The organism is Cupriavidus sp. 94F1 (assembly GCF_057798875.1).
The window spans coordinates 583,171-599,614 of the sequence record NZ_JBYOJT010000003.1 but is presented as its reverse complement, the minus strand read 5'-3'; the positions used below and the strand labels follow the sequence as shown (position 1 = coordinate 599,614).

Here is a 16,444-nt window from a genome sequence, read left to right as displayed (position 1 = left end):
TTCCAGCGTACGGGCCCGGCCGGGCGGCCGACTGACAATGTTCAGCGGAATCCTGCCAAAGCCGGCAGGCTGTCCGGCAGACCGCCAGATACCGCCTGGTTGTCAGTTGAATACGTCCTGGCGGTAGCGGCCCTGCGCCACCAGACCGGCGAACCAGTCCGATGCCGCGTCGGCCGTCATGCCGCCCTGCTGCGCGCCGATCTCGATCAGCACCTGCCGCACGGCGGGCGCCATGCGACGGCCGTCGCCGCAGACGTAGACCATCGCCCCGCCCTGTAGTTGGTCCCAGACCTGCGCGCGCCGCTGCCAGAGCAGATCCTGCACATAGCGCGCGGCGCCCGGCAGCACTGAGTACGCGGTGTGGACCTCGGCGACACCCGCTTCGGCCCAGGCCGCGATGTCGTCGTGGAACAGCCAATCGTGCCGGGGATGGCGGCAGCCGAAGTACAGCTGCACCGGCGTGATGGCCTGCCCGGCCGCCTGCTGGGCGGCGCGCTCTTCCAGGAAGCCCCGGAACGGCGCGATGCCCGTACCCGGGCCGATCAGCAGCATCGGCACCGATGGATCGTCAGGCGGCGCGAACGGCGGATTCGGCGTGCGGATCGACGCCGATATTTGCGCGCCCGGCGGCAGGCCCTGCAGCCACGTGGACGCCACGCCGCGGAACTGGCCGCGCCCTGACAGCGCCGGGGCCCAGACCGTACCCACCAGCAGCGTGGCCACATCGGGCGACACCCGCGGCGACGATGCAATCGAATAGAAGCGCGGCCGCATCGGCACCGTGCAGGCCAGCAGTTGCGGGAGCGTCAGGGCGATGGCCGGGAAGCGGATCAGCACATCGAGCAGGTTCAGCCGGCGCGCGGCCACCTGGGCGGCATAGCCGGTATCGGCATCGTCGGCGGCAAGCTGCTCCAGCGACTGCCGCGTGAACGGGCAGCGCGTGGCCTGGGCCAGCGAACGGAGCGTCTGGCGCGACACCACGTCCTGCAGTTCGACAAAGTGCGTCAGCAGTTGCCGCAGCGGCAGCGTTTCGCCGATCGGCAGCCCGCGCCCGGCGCCCTGGCGGGCCGACAGCGTGACCAGGGCCTCGGGGTCAAGGTCGAGCCGCTCGCACAGCGCCGCCACCCCTGCCGCGTCATTCTGCGGCCAGACCGCAACGTGATCGCCGGTCCGGTAGGTGGCATCGGGTGGCAGTTGCAGCCGGATGTCGCGCGTCGATGTGCGCGGCGCCTCGATGGCGAAGTCCCATAGGCCGGCGGGATCGGCAACCAGCTCGGCATTGGCCAGCACCGTGAAGGCCTGCGTGCCGGCCGGCAGGGTGTCGGCACGCATGGCTTCGACGCTGCGCCACTGCACGTCCACGCTGATGCCGCCCGTGCTGGCGCCATCGGCCTGCAGCGCCTGCCACAATTGCGCCAGCCAGCGTTCCGCCGCCTGGTCGAAATCGGCATTGCCATCGGCCTCGCCGCGCGGCAGCAACGGCACCGCGCCGGCGGCCGTGAAGAAGTCGAACACGCGGCGTGGAAAGGCCTGGTACGTCGCCCATTGCGAGTTGCCGCAGCCAAGCAGCGCCAGCCGCAAGCCCTCGGCGCGGTAGCCGCTGGCTCCGCCGGCATCGAGCATGGCTTCGAACCGACGGCCGGAATCCGGCGCGCGGCCGTTATAGGTGGCCGCCACCACCACCAGCAGGCCCGCTGTGGGCAGGGCATCCGCCACGTCGTCCAGATCGGCCAGAGTGGCCTCGAACCCCGCCGCCACCGCGCCGCCATGGATCTGCTCGGCCAGCTCGCGTGCCGTGCCCAGGCTCGACGCGCACAGTACGGTCATGACCTGGCCATTGCCGCGTACGTCGGCCTGCGCGGCATCGGCCACCACTTCGGCGGCCGCCTGGACCGCGATCCGCTCATGCGGACGCCGGCGCCGGGCGCGCAGCACGAAGTTATCGGGCTTGATCGTCAGCGTTTCCTTGAGCCGGAACTGGTAGTCGTACGGATCGTGGAAGGCGAAGTTGCGCAGCATCAGCGCGAGTGCCAGCTTGGCCTCGGTCAGCGCGAACTGGCGGCCGATACAGGCGCGTTCGCCATGGCCGAACGGCATATAGGCGTGCGCCGGCAGCGCCGCTTCGTTCTCGGGCAGGAAACGGTCGATATCGAACCGCTCCGGGTGCGCCCACACCTTCGGATCGCGATGCAGCGCCGTCAGCACCACCGAGACGCGACGGTTCTGCCGCAACCGGTAGCGGCCGCCAATCACCACATCGTCGAACGGTGCCACGGCGAAGGCCGGCGCGGTCGGCCAGAGGCGTAGTGTTTCCTTCAAAACACGATCCAGCACAGGCAGGCGGGCCAGGTCGGCATAGACGGGCGGGGCGTCGCCGGGCAGCACGGCATCGACTTCGGCATAGGCCTGCGCCAATACGGCGGGGTTGCGCAGCAGTTCGTACAGCGCGAAGGTCAGCAGGCCGCTGGTAGTCTCGTGGCCGGCGATCAGGAATGTGATGACCTGGTTGCGGATATTGGCGTCGTCGAGCTGGCGGTCCGTTTCGGGGTCGCGCGCTTCGAGCATCAGGTTCAGCAGGTCCATGCCCGGCCGGGGCGCGGCCCGGCGCTGGCGGATCACGTCGTCCACCAGGTTGCGCATGTAGGCCACGTCGTCGGCGAACTGGCGGTGCGCGCGGCCCATGAAGCGGTCCTGGATCGGCAGCCGGGTGAGCTTGCGCATGGCCTCTTCCAGCGCGCCCACCATTGCCACGATAAACGGGTCAAGCTGGTCGCTGGCGAACGACTCGAAGTCGTAGCCGAAGCCGGACAGCGCGATGGTGTCGAGCGTCAGCCGCGTCATGTCGTCGGCCACGGCGATATCGGCATCGGGCCCCTTGTGGTCCCACTTGTCCACCAGCCGGTTGGCCACGCGCAGCATCACGTCGAAGTAGCCCTTCATGGCGCGCTGGCTGAAGGCCGGCATCAGGATGCGGTGCGCGCAGCCCCAGTTGGGCTCGTCGCTGTGGGCGGTGAACAGGCCGTCGCCGGCCATGTCGCGCAGATACGACAGCGGCGGACCGATGATCTTGCGAAAGCGCGCCGGGTCGCACACTTCGGCCGCCAGCGCCACCGACGACACGAACGGCACGCGCCGCCCCGCGAAATCCAGTTCGAAGATGCCGTCGTGATGACGGCTGCGCGCCAGCAGGTGCTGCCCGACTTCGCCGGGCGTGATCTGGAACAGGTTGCCGACGAGGGGCCAGCCCGGATCGCGCGGAATCGGTTCCAGGGTAACGGTGGGCGTGACGGATGACATGGATGGGGGCGTTCCTTGTCGAAATCGGAAATGGCTGGGCAGCGCGATGCCAGAGCATGCCTGTCTATCGCCGCATTGTCCCGCCCGGTCTCGCTGCGTTTGAAATATTTGTTCGACTTCCGAGGCGCCCCGCTAATCGACCACCCGCCCGCGCAGCGCCTTGATCTGGCCGCGCTGCACCTTGGCATCGAGCCGGCGGACCTTCGACGCCCGGGTGGGCCGGGTGGCGCGCCGGATGCGCGGCGGCGCGGCCACGCTGCGTACCAGATCGTGCAGGCGCCGGATGGCTTCCTCGCGATTCATTTCCAGGCTGCGATGCTGCTGCGCCTTGATGACGATCACTCCGTCGCGCGTAATGCGGTGGTCGTGCAGCGCCAGCAGGCGTGCCTTGTGATCGGCGGCCAGCGAGGATGTGCGCACGTCATAACGCAGGTGTACCGCATTGGACACCTTGTTGATGTTCTGCCCGCCCGCGCCCTGCGCGCGAATGGCGGTGATCTCGTACTCGTGGTGAGGGATGAACAGGTCGTCGGCCATGCGCCGCATCATAGCAACGCATGGCCGGGCGGTGTGCGGCGCATCGTGTCACGGCGCCGGCTTGATGTTCTGGTTCGAGCAGAACAGGTTCTGCGGATCGTACGTGCGCTTGGCGCGCGCCAGGCGGTCGAAGTTGTGGCCATACGCCGCGTTGACGCGCGCGCCTTCGTCCTCGGTCATGAAATTCACATACACGCCGCCGGTGGCATAGGGAGCGGTGGCGTCGAAGAAATCGCGCGCCCAGCCGATGCAGGCAGTGTCCTCGTCGGTACGGTCCCAGCGCGAATGCACATTCATCACATAGCGCGCGTCGCGATGGTGGTATGCCGTGGCGTCCGGTGCCACGCGGTTGGCCACGCCGCCCACCTGGCCGATAAAGATCTCGGCATGGGCCGATGGCCCGCGCGCGGCGTAATCGGTCATCAGGTCGATGGCGGCATCGTCCAGCCGCGTGAAGTTGTGCGATTTCCAGTAATTGCGCGCGCCCGGTGTCAGCAAGGGGTCGAACGCCTGTTGCCAGGCCGTGTAGGGCATCTGGCCCACGTGCTCCCCGATGGGCTGGCCGAATCCGCGCAGCGGGTCGATCGCCCTGTCGGCCTTGCCGGGGTCGCCGGTATAAAAGACCGCCAGCACCACCACATTGGCGCCGTGTGCCGACGACGGCAGGAACGGCAGCGGGGGCGCACGGCGCAGGACGACCCAGACGTTCATATCCTCGGGCATGGCCGTTTCCGTAAATGCGCGGTACTGGCGCAGCACCGACTTGCCTTCGGCGGCCGGAAATACGATCAGCCCGGCCGTCACCAGCGGCCCCACCGCATGCAGCTTGAATTCGAACAGCGTGACCACGCCGAAATTACCACCGCCACCGCGCAAGGCCCAGAACAGTTCCGGCTCGTGGTTGGCATCGGCCCAGCGCCGCTGGCCATCGGCCGTCACCACCTCGCAGCCCTGCAAGTTATCGACGGTCATGCCGTACTGGCGCGTCAGCCAGCCGAATCCGCCGCCAAGGGTCAGCCCCGCCACGCCCGTCGTCGAGTTGATGCCGAGCGGCGTGGCCAGACCGAGGGCCTGCGCCTCATGGTCAAAATCACCGAGCGTGGCGCCGGGGCTCACCCACGCCACCTTGTCGCGCGGATCGATATGGACGCTGCGCAACCCTGACAGATCGACCACCAGCCCGTCATGACAGATGGCGCTGCCGGCAATGTTGTGGCCACCGCCGCGCACGGCGACCGGCAGGCCATGATCGCGCGCGAAATTGACGGCCTGCATCACGTCGGCCGTGCCCGTGCATTGGACGATGACCGCAGGCCGGCGATCGACCGTGGCGTTCCAGACGGTGCGCGCCACGTCGTAACCGGCGTCGTGCGGCAGCAGCACCTTGCCGCGCACGGCCTTGCGCAGCATATCGATGTGGTCGGCGGCAAGCGTGGGCATGATGAACCCTCCCCTTTTTCAACAACGATCTTTCTGGGACAGGATATGGATGCAAGGCACGCGCCAGGCGCCGAAGAACCGCTTCGCAGCAGCGATTGCGCCCAGGACGTACGTGCTGAGGATCGTGCGGGTAGCACAATTTGTTGCACTCTTGAGGCGGCGTGGGCGAGACACGGCTGTGCAGATGACACACATGTTTACTTGGCCTGGGGTGTGGCTGCACGGTATGGTCGTCTTCATGCCGGATCACAAACAAGCACGCAGAACAGAGGGGTCGCCATGTGGAAATTCTGGAAGCGAGAGAACTGGACGAAATATGATGCGAGAGCGCATGACGGGAAGGCGTTGGCCGTTGCCCAGTACATGCTCAAGCGTCGTCAGGATGCGGGGGCAGGACTGACTCCCTTGCAGTTGACGAAGCTTACGTACATCGCACACGGTCATATGCTGGCGAGGCACATGCGGCCGCTCTTCGACGAGGAAGTCCAGGCGTGGCCGCTCGGACCCATGGTGCCGAGTGTCTACTACGCCGTGCGGCACTATTGCAGCCGGTTCATCGACGCGGTGCCTGGCGCGCCAGTTGTCGATTTTGATCCGCATGAGATCGCTCTCATGGATTGGGTTGCCGACATGTATGGTCGCCTTGACGGAATTTCCCTGGCCGGCGCCATGCATCATCCAGGAACACCCTGGCGTATCACGCGTGACGAAATAGGAAAGAACGGGCCCATTTCCAATAACCTGCTTGCCCATTTCTATAGGCAGATCTTGCGCAAAGGCCGGCATCACGCGCTGTGAGGTCCAGGATGAACGACGCCATGAGGATCTCCGCATTCCCTCAGGATCTTGAGTTTGACGGAGGCGAAACGGACGGTGCTCCAGCGGGCTATCCGGAAGAGCATGGACTGATGGGTCCCGGCGACCTGGCGCATGACGGCCGTGTCCGCGAGCACAAACGCCACCAATCATTCCGCGACCAGGTCAACTGGGCGATGATCGGCATGTTCTGGATCCTCTGCACGGCCCTGGCGGGCGGCATCGTCGTCTATAGCTGGCATTTGATGACCCCGCTGCTATGGCACTTTCTTGATGACTCGCAGCAGGTGCGCTTGCAGACCTTGCTGGCGCCGGCCGTGCTATCGAGTTCGCTGACCGGGTATGTCAGCCGGCGCATTGAATAGGACGAAGCGACATCTGCCGCCCGGCCCCGCCTACCCCTTCACGCAGACCACCTGCCGCAGCGTGTGGACGACTTCGACCAGGCTGCTCTGGGCGGCCATGACGGCGTCGATGTCCTTGTAGGCCATCGGAATCTCGTCGATCACGGCGGCGTCCTTGCGGCATTCCACGTGCGCGGTGGCCTGGACCTGGTCTGCCACCGTATAGCGGCGCCTGGCCTCGTTGCGGCTCATGGTCCGGCCGGCGCCGTGGCTGCAGGAGCAGAAGCTCTCGGCGTTCCCGAGCCCGCGCACGATGAAACTCCTTGCGCCCATCGACCCCGGGATGATGCCAAGCTGTCCCTTCTGGGCCGAGACCGCGCCCTTGCGCGTCACGAAGACATCGGCGCCAAAGTGGCGCTCCTTCTGCACATAGTTGTGGTGGCAGTTCACTGCGTGTTCATCCATCGCGAATGGCTTGCCGATAACAGCCCGCGCCGTCTCGACCACGGCGGCCATCATCACTTCACGATTACGGCGCGCATATTCCTGCGCCCATCCGACCGCCTCGACGTAGTCGTCGAAATGCGCGCTGCCTTCTTCGAAGTACGCCAGATCGCGATCGGGCAGGTTGGCGATGTGCTGGCGCATGTCCTGCTGCGCCAGTTCGATAAATTGCGTGCCGATGGCATTGCCCACGCCACGTGACCCGCTATGAAGCATGAACCAGACCGTGTCGCTTTCGTCGAGGCAGACTTCGATGAAGTGATTGCCGGTGCCGAGCGTTCCCAGATGGACATGGTTGTTCGTCCGCGCGAGCTTTGGGTACTTCTGGCAGATTCGCCCGAAGCCCGGCATCAGCGCCTTCCACATTACGTCCACGTGGTGGGGCGGACGATCCCCCCAGGCACCCGGATCCCGCCGTCCCGGCGCCCGGCCGTGCGGCACCGCGCGCTCGATGGCGCTGCGCAGCCGGTGCAATGAATCGGGCAGGTCCGCCGCCTTCAGCGTCGTGCGCGCAGCCATCATGCCGCAGCCAATATCGACCCCGACCGCCGCCGGGATAATGGCTCCCTGGGTAGGAATAACCGTCCCTATCGTCGATCCCTTACCCAGATGTACGTCCGGCATCACGGCCAGATGGCGGAACACGAAGGGCATGCGCGCCGTGTTCTGCAACTGCCGCCGGGCATCTTCCTCGACGGGCACGCCAACCGTCCACATCTTGACTGGCTTGCCGTTGGCCAGCGCCATCACCTGGTAGTCGGTCGTTTTACTCATCGTGGCTCCTGTCTCTGTCCCTTTTGCTGTCCCGGTCTCGATGCGCGGTGCATCGATTCCCCTGTTCATTGGGCCTGCCGCTTGCCGGGCCGTTCCGCATCCGGGCCTTCCGCCCAATATCCAGCGCCCCCGCCCTGGTGCTAGAACGGAAACTCGGCGCCGACAGATTGAAGGGGATGCCATGAAACGCCTGCCATTGATCCTTGCCCTCTGGACGGCCCTGCTCCTTGGCGGCTGCTATTACGGCTATCCGCCCGCGCCAGGGCCGGGACCGACCAGCTTCGACCGCTCGTTCTACGCGGCGGCCGACGCCATGCGCGATCAGGGTGTGGCGGTGCAGACGCAGGAACCGACCACCGGCAATATCACCGGCTACTACGGCAGCACCCCCGTGGCGGCCATGATCCGGCAGCAGTCGGATGGCAGCGTGCGCGTGGAATTCCAGGCGGCCGATTCCCGCGACCCCGGACTGGTCAACCGGATCACGCAAAGCTATCAGCGGCGGATGGGGCGGTAACGCGGCGCGGCGGCGTGGCGGGGCCTCGGAGGCGCGATTTTCCGAATCTTTATCCCTCCCCATGAGGGATTTTCTCGGCACATCGAGATTCTTATTATGTCGGGCTTGAAGATTGCCAGTCGTGGCTTCACCCGGGTACTCAAAGAAGTGCCCTGAGAAAATAGAACATGAAATTCGGTCATCCTGTCGCGGAATCCTCCTGCTTTTCCCTTCTGCACGCGCGGCATCACGGCGCCGGCAAATGCCCGGCTGCACGTGAAGGGGTCGCGCATCCTCATTCCAGCCACTGAAGACATGCAGATCCGGCCATCGCCGGACCTGCAATGCCCTTTGCACGCACGGTTTTACACGCGCCAAACGCACCGTTAAGTCAGTGAGGTGACTGACTTGAACAGGGCGTTGGCGTGCGGGCGGCTTCCCTTTGCACGGGTTGCTACCCCTACCCGGTAATCCAATGTCAGCCCAAGCATTATCAGATCAGCCGGCAAGCGTTGCCGGACAAAAGGCCTACGTCTGGGCGCTCGACTATCGGCCCGACATCGACGGAATGCGCGCACTGGCCATTCTGGCGGTGGTGGGCTTCCACGCCTTTCCAGACCTGATTCCAGGCGGCTTTGCCGGTGTGGACATCTTCTTCGTCATATCCGGGTACCTGATTACCCGGCACATTCTCAAGGACATCGAGGACGGCCGGTACAGCACCGCCCGGTTTTACGCCAAGCGCGTCAAGCGGATTTTTCCGGCCCTGATCTCGGTGCTGGCCGCATCCGCCGCGCTTGGATGGCTCATCCTGACCCCCGAGGAATATGAGTCGCTGGGGCGGCACATGATTTCCGGCGCGGGCTTCTTTGCCAATATCCAGAACTGGAAGGAAGCCGGCTATTTCGATCGCGCGGCGGACACAAAGCCGTTACTGCACCTGTGGTCGCTGGGCGTGGAGGAGCAGTTCTATATCGCATGGCCGCTGATCCTTGCGGCGCTGTCCCGCAAGCGCCGATGGCTCGGCAAAGGCATCGTCGTGTTGATCGTGCTGTCGTTCGCTTACAGCATGGCCACGGTATTCCGCGATATCACCGCCGATTTTTATTCCCCGGTCACGCGATTCTCGGAATTGGCCGTGGGCGCATGGCTGGGCCAGGTCACGCTGCACCGGCCCGCATTCGGCTCGGCACATCGGCGTTGCGCGGGCTGGATCGGCGCGGCGTTGATCCTTGCCGCTCTCGTCGGCCTGCGGCCGGCGTCGGCCTTTCCTGGCGCCTGGGCGCTGTTGCCGACGGTCGGCGCGGCTTTGCTGATCCTGGGCGGTACGAGGGCGCCGTTCAACCAGCGCATCCTGGCCGCGCCACCGCTGGTCTGGATCGGCCTGATCAGCTATCCGCTTTATCTCTGGCATTGGCCGCTGTTTGCCTTCGCGCGTATTCTGCGCGGCGAGACGCCCGCCGCCGAAGCGAGGCTGTGGGCCATCGCAGCCAGCGTTGTGCTGGCCTGGGCAACTTATCGGTTTATCGAGCGGCCCATCCGGGACCGCCGCGGCAGCGCCGCGAACTGGGCAATCGGCGGCTTGTGCCTGGCCATGGCCGCGGTCATCGCGGTGGGTGTGGCAATCAAGAAACGGGACGGCTTTCCAGGGCGTCTGGATGACCTGGTGAATGGCGACCTGAAAACGCTGACCTTCGGGTCCGAATTTGGACATTATCGACACGAATGCGGCGTCTCTGCCGAGCATGCAAGGCATTTGGCCTTCTGCCAGACAAGCGGGCAAGGCGCGCCGGCTTTCGCGGTGCTGGGCGATAGCAAGGCGCAGGCGCTTTATTTCGGCCTGGCGAATGAACTGGCGTCCGACGGAGCCGGCGTGCTGATGGGCTCCTTCGTCGCACCTGGCGCCGACAGTTCCGTGGCCGAAAACAAGAAGGCCGCCATACATGCCGCGCTGGAATCCGTCCTGGCGTCCCCGTCGATCAAGCTCGTCATCTGGGCGGTGGCGCTACGGCACACGCTCCCGGCGGATGAAAACGGCCATGTGCGTGGACATCCATCGATCGACACACCGCTATCGGCCTATGGCGAAGTCATCCGGAAGGCGCATGCCGCGGGCAAGCGGGTGATTTTCGTCATCGATAATCCCACCCTCCCGGACCCAACCAGCTGCGTGTCTGGTGGGCTGACGTCGAGCCCGCTGTTGAACCGAATATTCTGGCGACATCAGAATCCGCGTTGTTCCAGCAGCTACGCCGGGCATTTGGCGGGCACCGCGCCGTACCGGCATTTCGTGGCCGAGCTGGGGCGGCAAAATCCTGGTCTTTTCGTCTACGATCCCACGCCGTTGCTTTGCGATGTGCAAAAGGACCGCTGCAACATCATGCGGGAAGGAAATTTCCTCTACAGCTATTCGGACCACCTCTCGTATTACTCGAGTTCCATGATTGCCCGGGACATGGCGTCCGACATCCGTAAGGTGATCGGCGGCGCGGCCGCAATGCCGGACCGACAAGCGCATACCCCGGGACAGGAGCAACAGGCCATGTGACTGGAAACAGGCGGGAAGCAGTGGCCGGGCGCCGGTGATCGGCCGGCCATTGTGGCTTGCTGGAAGCGAGAAAATTCTTGGCGCGCCCGGCTGGGATCGAACCAGCAACCCCTGCCTTCGGAGGGCAGTACTCTATCCATTGAGCTACGGGCGCGATGTGAGCTGCAGTGACAACGGCGAGTGCCGTCGTCGGAAAGTCGCATAGGATACCCGACTTGTCCGTGGCCGTCCATGCGGGATGCGCCGGGGGCCGCCGAAACCGGGTTTTCACAGGTCTCTGAGCCGTCGCTTTTGGCCCCGGGGGCCCAGTCTTGGGTCTATAATCGGCAGCTATTTGCGTCGTACCAGAGACGTAGCGGGGCAGGAGACGCCCCGGACGCGAAGACCGACAGATTCATCCCCGAAGACAGGGCCAGACAAGCAAGCCGCCCCCACGTGCTGTGCAATAGGTTTCCCGCAAAATCGAGAGTTCTGTATGAGTGACGTCCATCAAAACGACCACCACGAGTCGCCAATCAAGACCCCTAAGCAGCTTGTCGCTGTTGTGATCGCCGCCTTTCTGGTGCCGATCATCGTCATCATCCTGCTGGTCAATTTTGTCGGACATGGCACCCGCGAGGGCGCCGGCTCCACCCAGAGCGTGGAGGCGGTGAACACCCGTATCGCGCCGATAGCGTCACTCGAAATCAAGGATCCCAATGCCCCGCGGGTCTTCAAGACGGGCGAGCAGGTCTACAAGGAAGTTTGCGCCGCGTGCCACGCCACGGGCGCGGCCGGTGCGCCGAAGTACGGCACGGCCGGCGACTGGACGGCCCGGATCGGCCAGGGCTTTGATGGGCTGATGAAGTCGGTGCTGAATGGCAAGGGCGCGATGCCCGCCCGCGCCGGCACGTCGCCGGACGACCTCAGCGATTACGAACTGGCCCGCGCCGTGGTCTACATGGCCGATGCCGGCGGTGCCAAGTTCCCCGAGCCGGCTGCTCCGGCCCAGGGTGCCACCGCCCAGGCTGCGGCCTCGGCGCCGGAGGCGGCTGCAGCACCGGCCGCCGCGGCGCCCGCACCTGCGGCAGCCCCTGCTCCGGCAGCCGCAGCACCGGCTGCACCCGCCGCTGCCCCGGCTGCGGCGTCGGCCGACACGGGCAAGAAGGTCTACGAACAGGTTTGCGCCGCCTGCCACGCTGCCGGCGTGGCCGGTGCGCCGAAGTTCGGCGACAAGGCTGCCTGGGCGCCGCGCCTCAAGGAAGGCATGGACGTGGTTCACAACTACGCGCTCAAGGGCAAGGGTGTGATGCCGCCCAAGGGTGGCTACGCCGGTCCGGATGCGGACGTGATTGCCGCATCCGATTACATGGCCAACGCAGCCAAATAAGCTTCCAGCCCGCTCCAGACCTGGTCCGACAGGTCCGACCGACGGGGCCTGCGCCCAGCAAAAAAGCCCGCGAATCTATCGCGGGCTTTTTCGTTTCTGGCGTTGCCGCCGCGGCTAGACCACGCGCGAATAGCGCACCAGCGGAATCGCCTGGGCATCGTTGGCGGCGCTGGGCGCCGGTTGCGGGCGGGCGGCGTCGTCGCGCAGGTAGCGGTCGAATACCATGGCCACGCGGCGTACCAGCAGGCGTCCCAGTTCGGTAATGTCGATGCGGGCCGGCGTGCGGCGTACCAGGTGGTCCTCCGCCAGCCTGTCCAGGTCGGCCAGCTCGGCGGCGAAGGTGGTGGCGAAGTCGATGCCGTAGGTCTTTTCCACCTCGGCAATGTCCAGCGTGCCGTTGCACATCAGCGCGCCGATGATGGCCTTGCGCAGATGATCGTCGGCGGACATCTCGAAACCGCGCACCACGGGCAGGCGCCAGGCATCGATCGCGGCGTAGTAGTCGTCCGTGGTGCGGGCGTTCTGCACATAGTGTCCGGCCACGGCGCCGATGGCCGAGACGCCAAGGCCGATCTGGTCGTAGCCGGCGTGCGTGGCATAGCCCTGGAAATTGCGTTGCAGCCGGCCTTCGCGCTGGGCGATCGCCAGGTCGTCGTCGGGCAGCGCAAAGTGATCCATGCCGATATAGACGTAGCCGGCGGCGGTCAGCCGTTCGATCGTCGACACCAGGATGTCGAGCTTCTCGGCCGCTGGCGGCAGTGTTGCGGCATCGATACGGCGTTGCGGCTTGAACACGTGCGGCAGGTGGGCGTAGCTGTACACCGACAGCCGGTTGGGCCGCAGCGCCAGCACCTTTTCAATGGTCTTGCCAAAGCGCGCGGTGGTCTGGTGCGGCAGGCCGTAGATCAGGTCCACGCTGATCGACTGGAATCCCAGGCGCCGCGCCGCCCGCACCACGGCGCGCGTGTCTTCGTACGACTGCACCCGGTGCACGGCTTCCTGCACCTCTTGGTCGAAATCCTGCACGCCCAGGCTGATACGGTTGAAGCCGAGCTCGGCCAGCAGGTCCATGCGTTCGTCGGTGACGCGGCGCGGATCGATCTCGATCGAATGTTCGCCCTCGGGCAGCAGCACGAAATGCTCCTGCAGCGCCGCCATGACCCGGCGCATTTCAGCGGGGTCGAGGAAGGTCGGCGTGCCGCCGCCCCAGTGCGACTGCATCACGGCGCGTCGCTCGCCCAGGCGCCCGGCGACCATCGCCATTTCGCGCGACAGGTAGTCGACATACTGCGCGCTGCGGCTGTGATCCTTGGTGATGATCTTGTTGCAGCCGCAGTAGTAGCAGATGTTTTCGCAGAACGGGATATGGAGATACAGCGACAGCGGGGCCGGCGAATCGGCGCGGCACGCCTGCAGCGCCGTCTGGTAGCCGGCGTCGCCCACTTCCTGGTGGAAGCGGTCGGCGGTGGGGTAGGAGGTATAGCGGGGGCCGTTGCCGTCGATGCGGCCTGCCAGGCTGCGGAAATCGGCAAGCGCGCGGCGGTCGAAAGCCGTGCCGGCGGCGTCTGGAATGGGGGCGGACATGCGGAGACTCGATTTGTGGGCGGAATGACAATCGATGCTATGCCTCGCCCGGTGCATCAACCTTGATGCGCATCAAGATCATGGCGACCTACACCTGCCAGCCCCGCCAACGGGGGGCCTCATGTCGGGCAAAAGTCACGGAAGCGTCATGAACGGCCGATAGTCTCTGGCCCGGCTCGCCAAGTATCAAGTCCAGCCCGCACTCGCTTTCCGCAGCACATCCTGTCCATCCGACTCTCACTGCCATGCGCCCAGCCTTGCCGCAATCGCCCCCCGCGTGTCCGCCCGCTTCGACAGGCCGCCGCCGCGCATTGCAGAGGCTCGGCGCCCTGACGTCCGCCGCCGTGCTGCCCGCGATGGCGCAGCCGGCTGGCCAGGTTCTGCGCCGCCAGCTTGTGGTGGGCCACCTGGTGGATCGCGTGGGGCCGCAGGCCGACCAGGCGCGGGACTATCTGGCCGGCGCCAAGGTGATGTTTGATGCCTTCAATGCGTCGCCGGCCGGCAACGCCGGCCTGCGCATCGTTCACGTGGTGCGCGATGCGGACGCCTCGAACCCGCGCGCCGCCGCACAGGCCGTGGCCCTGGCCGACAACGAACGTGCCGAGGTGCTGTTCGGGCCTGGCGACAGCCTGCTGCCCACGCTGGCGGGCTCGGCCGACCTGACGCGGCGCGGGGTGCAGATCGTCGCGCCGCTGTCGGGGCTGGCGCTGAGCGCCGACAACGTGTGGTTCACGCGCGCCGACTATCAGGCCGAACTCGATGCCGCCGTGCATCAGCTGCGCAGCTACGGGCTGACCGGCATCGCGCTGGCGGTGTCGCCCGACTTCGCGGCCGGCACGCTCGGCGTCGGCACCCCATGGCTGGCGCGCCTGGAAAAGGACATCTCGACGCGCGCCGTGGCGCTGACTGGCAATTTCGACGACAGCGCACGGCGCATTGCCGCGGCCCGGCCGGGCGCAGTGATCGTCGCGGGCGACACGCTGGCCTATGGCAGCCTGGGCCGCGCACTGGCGGCGCAAAACTGGTACGGGTTTCTGGTAGGCCTTTCGGCGGTCAGTCCGTCGGCGGCGCGCGAGATCCTGGGCGCCGGCTACGCGGGCGGCATGGTCGTGACGCAGATTGCACCGGGGCCGCAGGAATCGACGCTGCGCGTCGTCAAGGAGCACGTGGCCCGCATGAAGCAGTACCTGGACGAGCCGCCCTCGCCTGCCACGCTGGCCGGCTATATTGGTGCGGCCTGGCTGGTGCGCGCGGCCACCGGCATGAAGGCGTCGGGTACGGCGGAACTGCGGCGCGCGCTGCAGGCCCGCATCGACGTCGGGGACTTCACGCTGGACTTCACGCGTGGCCTGCGCGGGTCGCAGTACGTGCAGCTGGCGGCGATCGGCAAGAGCGGCCTGCCGCAGCGCGCCTGAGCTGGGGCTGGATCGCTTCGATCAGGCGCGCGGCAGTGTGATGCTGACGCGCAGCCCTCCCTCCGCCCGGTTGGCAAGCTTCAGTTCGCCACCGTGGCGCGCCACGATATCGGCGGCGATCGACAGGCCCATGCCCACGCCGCCGGTGGCGCGGCTGCGCGACGACTCCAACCGATAGAACGGCTCCAGCACACGCTGCAGTTCGGCCGGCGGAATGCCGGGACCGTTGTCGCAGACATCGATCGAGACGCGCTCGGGGCTGTCGGTGAGGATGATGTGCGCGGCGCCGCCATAGCGGTGGGCGTTTTCCACCAGATTCACCACGGCGCGCCGCAGTTCGGCCGGATAGGCCAGCAGCGGCGCCGCTTCGCCAGACAGGCGCACGTCCTGCCCGATTTCCTGGGCGTCGTCGACCACCGCCTGCAGCAGCGCCACCATGTCCACCCGCTGGCGCGGGCCGGTGCCGTCGTCGCGTTCGCGCAGGTAATACAGTGTGGCGTCAATCAGGCCATTCATCTCGGCCAGGTCCTGACGCAGGCGATAGCGCACGTCGTTGTCCTCGATGCGCTCGATACGCAGGCTCATGCGCGTCAGCGGCGTGCGCAGGTCATGCGACACCGCCGCCAGGAAGCGCGACTGCTGCGCCAGCTGGGTGCGGATGCGCTGCTGCATCAGGTTCAGCGCGTGCGTGGCGTCGCGCGCTTCGGCGGGGCCGGTGTCTTCGTCCAGCGGCGGTGCATGGACGTCCTGCGCCAGACGGTTGGCGCCGCTGGCCAGTTGCTGCACCGGCCGCGCCAGCAGGCGGGCGCCCACCCACGAAGCGATCAGGATGGCCGCAAGCTGGAAGATCAGGCCCAGGTGCGGCGGCCAGATGCCACGGATATGAAATCCCTTCGGCGGCCCGGGGGGACGGTCGAATGGCCGGCGTTCGCCGAACGCTTCGGGGCGCAGCGGCGGGCCATCGAAATCGAACGGTTCATTGCCGCGCATGCCGGCCGGCGCGCCAGGCGGCCGGTCGGGCATGAAAACCCCTTCGAGCGGATGCGCGGGCGTGCCGCTGGGCACCAGTTGGCCCGCCGCCTCGGCGTCGGACGCGGCGCGGCGCATGCGCTCCATGTAGCGTTCGGAACCCGGGCGCGGAAACACGCTCTCGATCACGGTCACGCCCAGCACATGCACGGCCAGCATGATCGCGGTCATCACGAAGAACAACCGCATGAACATGGAATTGAACCGGCGGCGTCTGGCCGGCCCGGCGGCGCGCGGTTCGGCGCGTATCGCCGAAGCACCGCCGCTGGTCGGCGGAATCGCAGCAGCCAT

At 66.5% G+C, this 16,444-nt stretch carries 12 protein-coding genes and 1 tRNA gene; 6 read left to right on the top strand and 7 right to left on the bottom strand.

What is annotated here, in order from left to right; all coding sequences use genetic code 11:
* Window positions 1-102: 102 nt before the first annotated feature.
* From AC3FJ6_RS10445 to AC3FJ6_RS10435, 3 genes are all read right to left on the bottom strand, one after another.
* Window positions 103-3,297: a bifunctional cytochrome P450/NADPH--P450 reductase gene (locus AC3FJ6_RS10445; protein ID WP_488771779.1), complete on the bottom strand. Its 3,195-nt coding sequence runs from the start codon at window positions 3,295-3,297 to the stop codon at window positions 103-105.
* Window positions 3,298-3,429: 132 nt separating this feature from the next.
* A complete protein-coding gene (arfB, locus tag AC3FJ6_RS10440; RefSeq protein WP_488771778.1) occupies window positions 3,430-3,834 on the bottom strand; it encodes an alternative ribosome rescue aminoacyl-tRNA hydrolase ArfB in 405 nt (134 codons plus the stop codon).
* Window positions 3,835-3,882: 48 nt separating this feature from the next.
* The gene (locus AC3FJ6_RS10435) at window positions 3,883-5,274 is read right to left on the bottom strand and encodes an FAD-binding oxidoreductase (protein WP_488771777.1); all 1,392 of its coding nucleotides are present in this window, start codon (window positions 5,272-5,274) and stop codon (window positions 3,883-3,885) included.
* A gap of 279 nt (window positions 5,275-5,553) precedes the next feature.
* On the opposite strand from AC3FJ6_RS10435, the gene AC3FJ6_RS10430 reads away from it, so the two are divergent.
* Window positions 5,554-6,072 carry a Panacea domain-containing protein gene (locus AC3FJ6_RS10430; protein ID WP_488771776.1) on the top strand — a complete coding sequence of 173 codons (519 nt, stop codon included), beginning with the start codon at window positions 5,554-5,556 and terminating at the stop codon, window positions 6,070-6,072.
* A gap of 8 nt (window positions 6,073-6,080) precedes the next feature.
* Window positions 6,081-6,455: a hypothetical protein gene (locus tag AC3FJ6_RS10425; RefSeq protein WP_488771775.1), complete on the top strand. Its 375-nt coding sequence runs from the start codon at window positions 6,081-6,083 to the stop codon at window positions 6,453-6,455.
* A 30-nt stretch (window positions 6,456-6,485) separates the two neighbouring features.
* Here the strand turns inward: AC3FJ6_RS10425 and AC3FJ6_RS10420 are convergent, their stop codons facing one another.
* Window positions 6,486-7,712: an RtcB family protein gene (locus AC3FJ6_RS10420; RefSeq protein ID WP_488771774.1), complete on the bottom strand. Its 1,227-nt coding sequence runs from the start codon at window positions 7,710-7,712 to the stop codon at window positions 6,486-6,488.
* Between the two features lie 181 nt (window positions 7,713-7,893).
* On the opposite strand from AC3FJ6_RS10420, the gene AC3FJ6_RS10415 reads away from it, so the two are divergent.
* Window positions 7,894-8,229: a hypothetical protein gene (locus tag AC3FJ6_RS10415; RefSeq protein WP_487523401.1), complete on the top strand. Its 336-nt coding sequence runs from the start codon at window positions 7,894-7,896 to the stop codon at window positions 8,227-8,229.
* Window positions 8,230-8,683: 454 nt separating this feature from the next.
* Entirely contained in the window at window positions 8,684-10,756 is a 2,073-nt protein-coding gene (locus AC3FJ6_RS10410; protein WP_488771773.1) for an acyltransferase family protein, read from the top strand.
* A gap of 78 nt (window positions 10,757-10,834) precedes the next feature.
* Here AC3FJ6_RS10410 and AC3FJ6_RS10405 read toward each other — a convergent pair.
* Window positions 10,835-10,910 (bottom strand) — tRNA-Arg (locus AC3FJ6_RS10405).
* A 321-nt stretch (window positions 10,911-11,231) separates the two neighbouring features.
* On the opposite strand from AC3FJ6_RS10405, the gene AC3FJ6_RS10400 reads away from it, so the two are divergent.
* On the top strand, window positions 11,232-12,125 hold the full coding sequence (locus AC3FJ6_RS10400) for a c-type cytochrome (protein ID WP_488771772.1): 894 nt from the start codon (window positions 11,232-11,234) through the stop codon (window positions 12,123-12,125).
* A 114-nt stretch (window positions 12,126-12,239) separates the two neighbouring features.
* On the opposite strand, the gene hemN is transcribed toward AC3FJ6_RS10400, so the two are convergent.
* On the bottom strand, window positions 12,240-13,709 hold the full coding sequence (gene hemN, locus AC3FJ6_RS10395; RefSeq protein WP_488771771.1) for an oxygen-independent coproporphyrinogen III oxidase: 1,470 nt from the start codon (window positions 13,707-13,709) through the stop codon (window positions 12,240-12,242).
* A 245-nt stretch (window positions 13,710-13,954) separates the two neighbouring features.
* Between hemN and AC3FJ6_RS10390 the strand changes: the two genes are divergently transcribed.
* Complete coding sequence (locus tag AC3FJ6_RS10390) at window positions 13,955-15,124, top strand: ABC transporter substrate-binding protein (protein WP_488771770.1); 1,170 nt, start codon at window positions 13,955-13,957, stop codon at window positions 15,122-15,124.
* Between the two features lie 21 nt (window positions 15,125-15,145).
* Here AC3FJ6_RS10390 and AC3FJ6_RS10385 read toward each other — a convergent pair whose 3' ends face one another.
* Window positions 15,146-16,444 (bottom strand): ATP-binding protein, encoded by a 1,299-nt coding sequence (locus AC3FJ6_RS10385; protein ID WP_488771769.1) that lies wholly within the window; start codon window positions 16,442-16,444, stop codon window positions 15,146-15,148.

Coding starts and splice junctions, on each gene's coding strand:
- AC3FJ6_RS10445 (WP_488771779.1), bottom strand. CDS start 3,297: ATGTCATCCGTCACGCCCACCGTTACCCTGGAACCGATTCCGCGCGAT.
- arfB (WP_488771778.1), bottom strand. CDS start 3,834: ATGGCCGACGACCTGTTCATCCCTCACCACGAGTACGAGATCACCGCC.
- AC3FJ6_RS10435 (WP_488771777.1), bottom strand. CDS start 5,274: ATGCCCACGCTTGCCGCCGACCACATCGATATGCTGCGCAAGGCCGTG.
- AC3FJ6_RS10430 (WP_488771776.1), top strand. CDS start 5,554: ATGTGGAAATTCTGGAAGCGAGAGAACTGGACGAAATATGATGCGAGA.
- AC3FJ6_RS10425 (WP_488771775.1), top strand. CDS start 6,081: ATGAACGACGCCATGAGGATCTCCGCATTCCCTCAGGATCTTGAGTTT.
- AC3FJ6_RS10420 (WP_488771774.1), bottom strand. CDS start 7,712: ATGAGTAAAACGACCGACTACCAGGTGATGGCGCTGGCCAACGGCAAG.
- AC3FJ6_RS10415 (WP_487523401.1), top strand. CDS start 7,894: ATGAAACGCCTGCCATTGATCCTTGCCCTCTGGACGGCCCTGCTCCTT.
- AC3FJ6_RS10410 (WP_488771773.1), top strand. CDS start 8,684: ATGTCAGCCCAAGCATTATCAGATCAGCCGGCAAGCGTTGCCGGACAA.
- AC3FJ6_RS10400 (WP_488771772.1), top strand. CDS start 11,232: ATGAGTGACGTCCATCAAAACGACCACCACGAGTCGCCAATCAAGACC.
- hemN (WP_488771771.1), bottom strand. CDS start 13,709: ATGTCCGCCCCCATTCCAGACGCCGCCGGCACGGCTTTCGACCGCCGC.
- AC3FJ6_RS10390 (WP_488771770.1), top strand. CDS start 13,955: ATGCGCCCAGCCTTGCCGCAATCGCCCCCCGCGTGTCCGCCCGCTTCG.
- AC3FJ6_RS10385 (WP_488771769.1), bottom strand. CDS start 16,444: ATGGCTGCTGCGATTCCGCCGACCAGCGGCGGTGCTTCGGCGATACGC.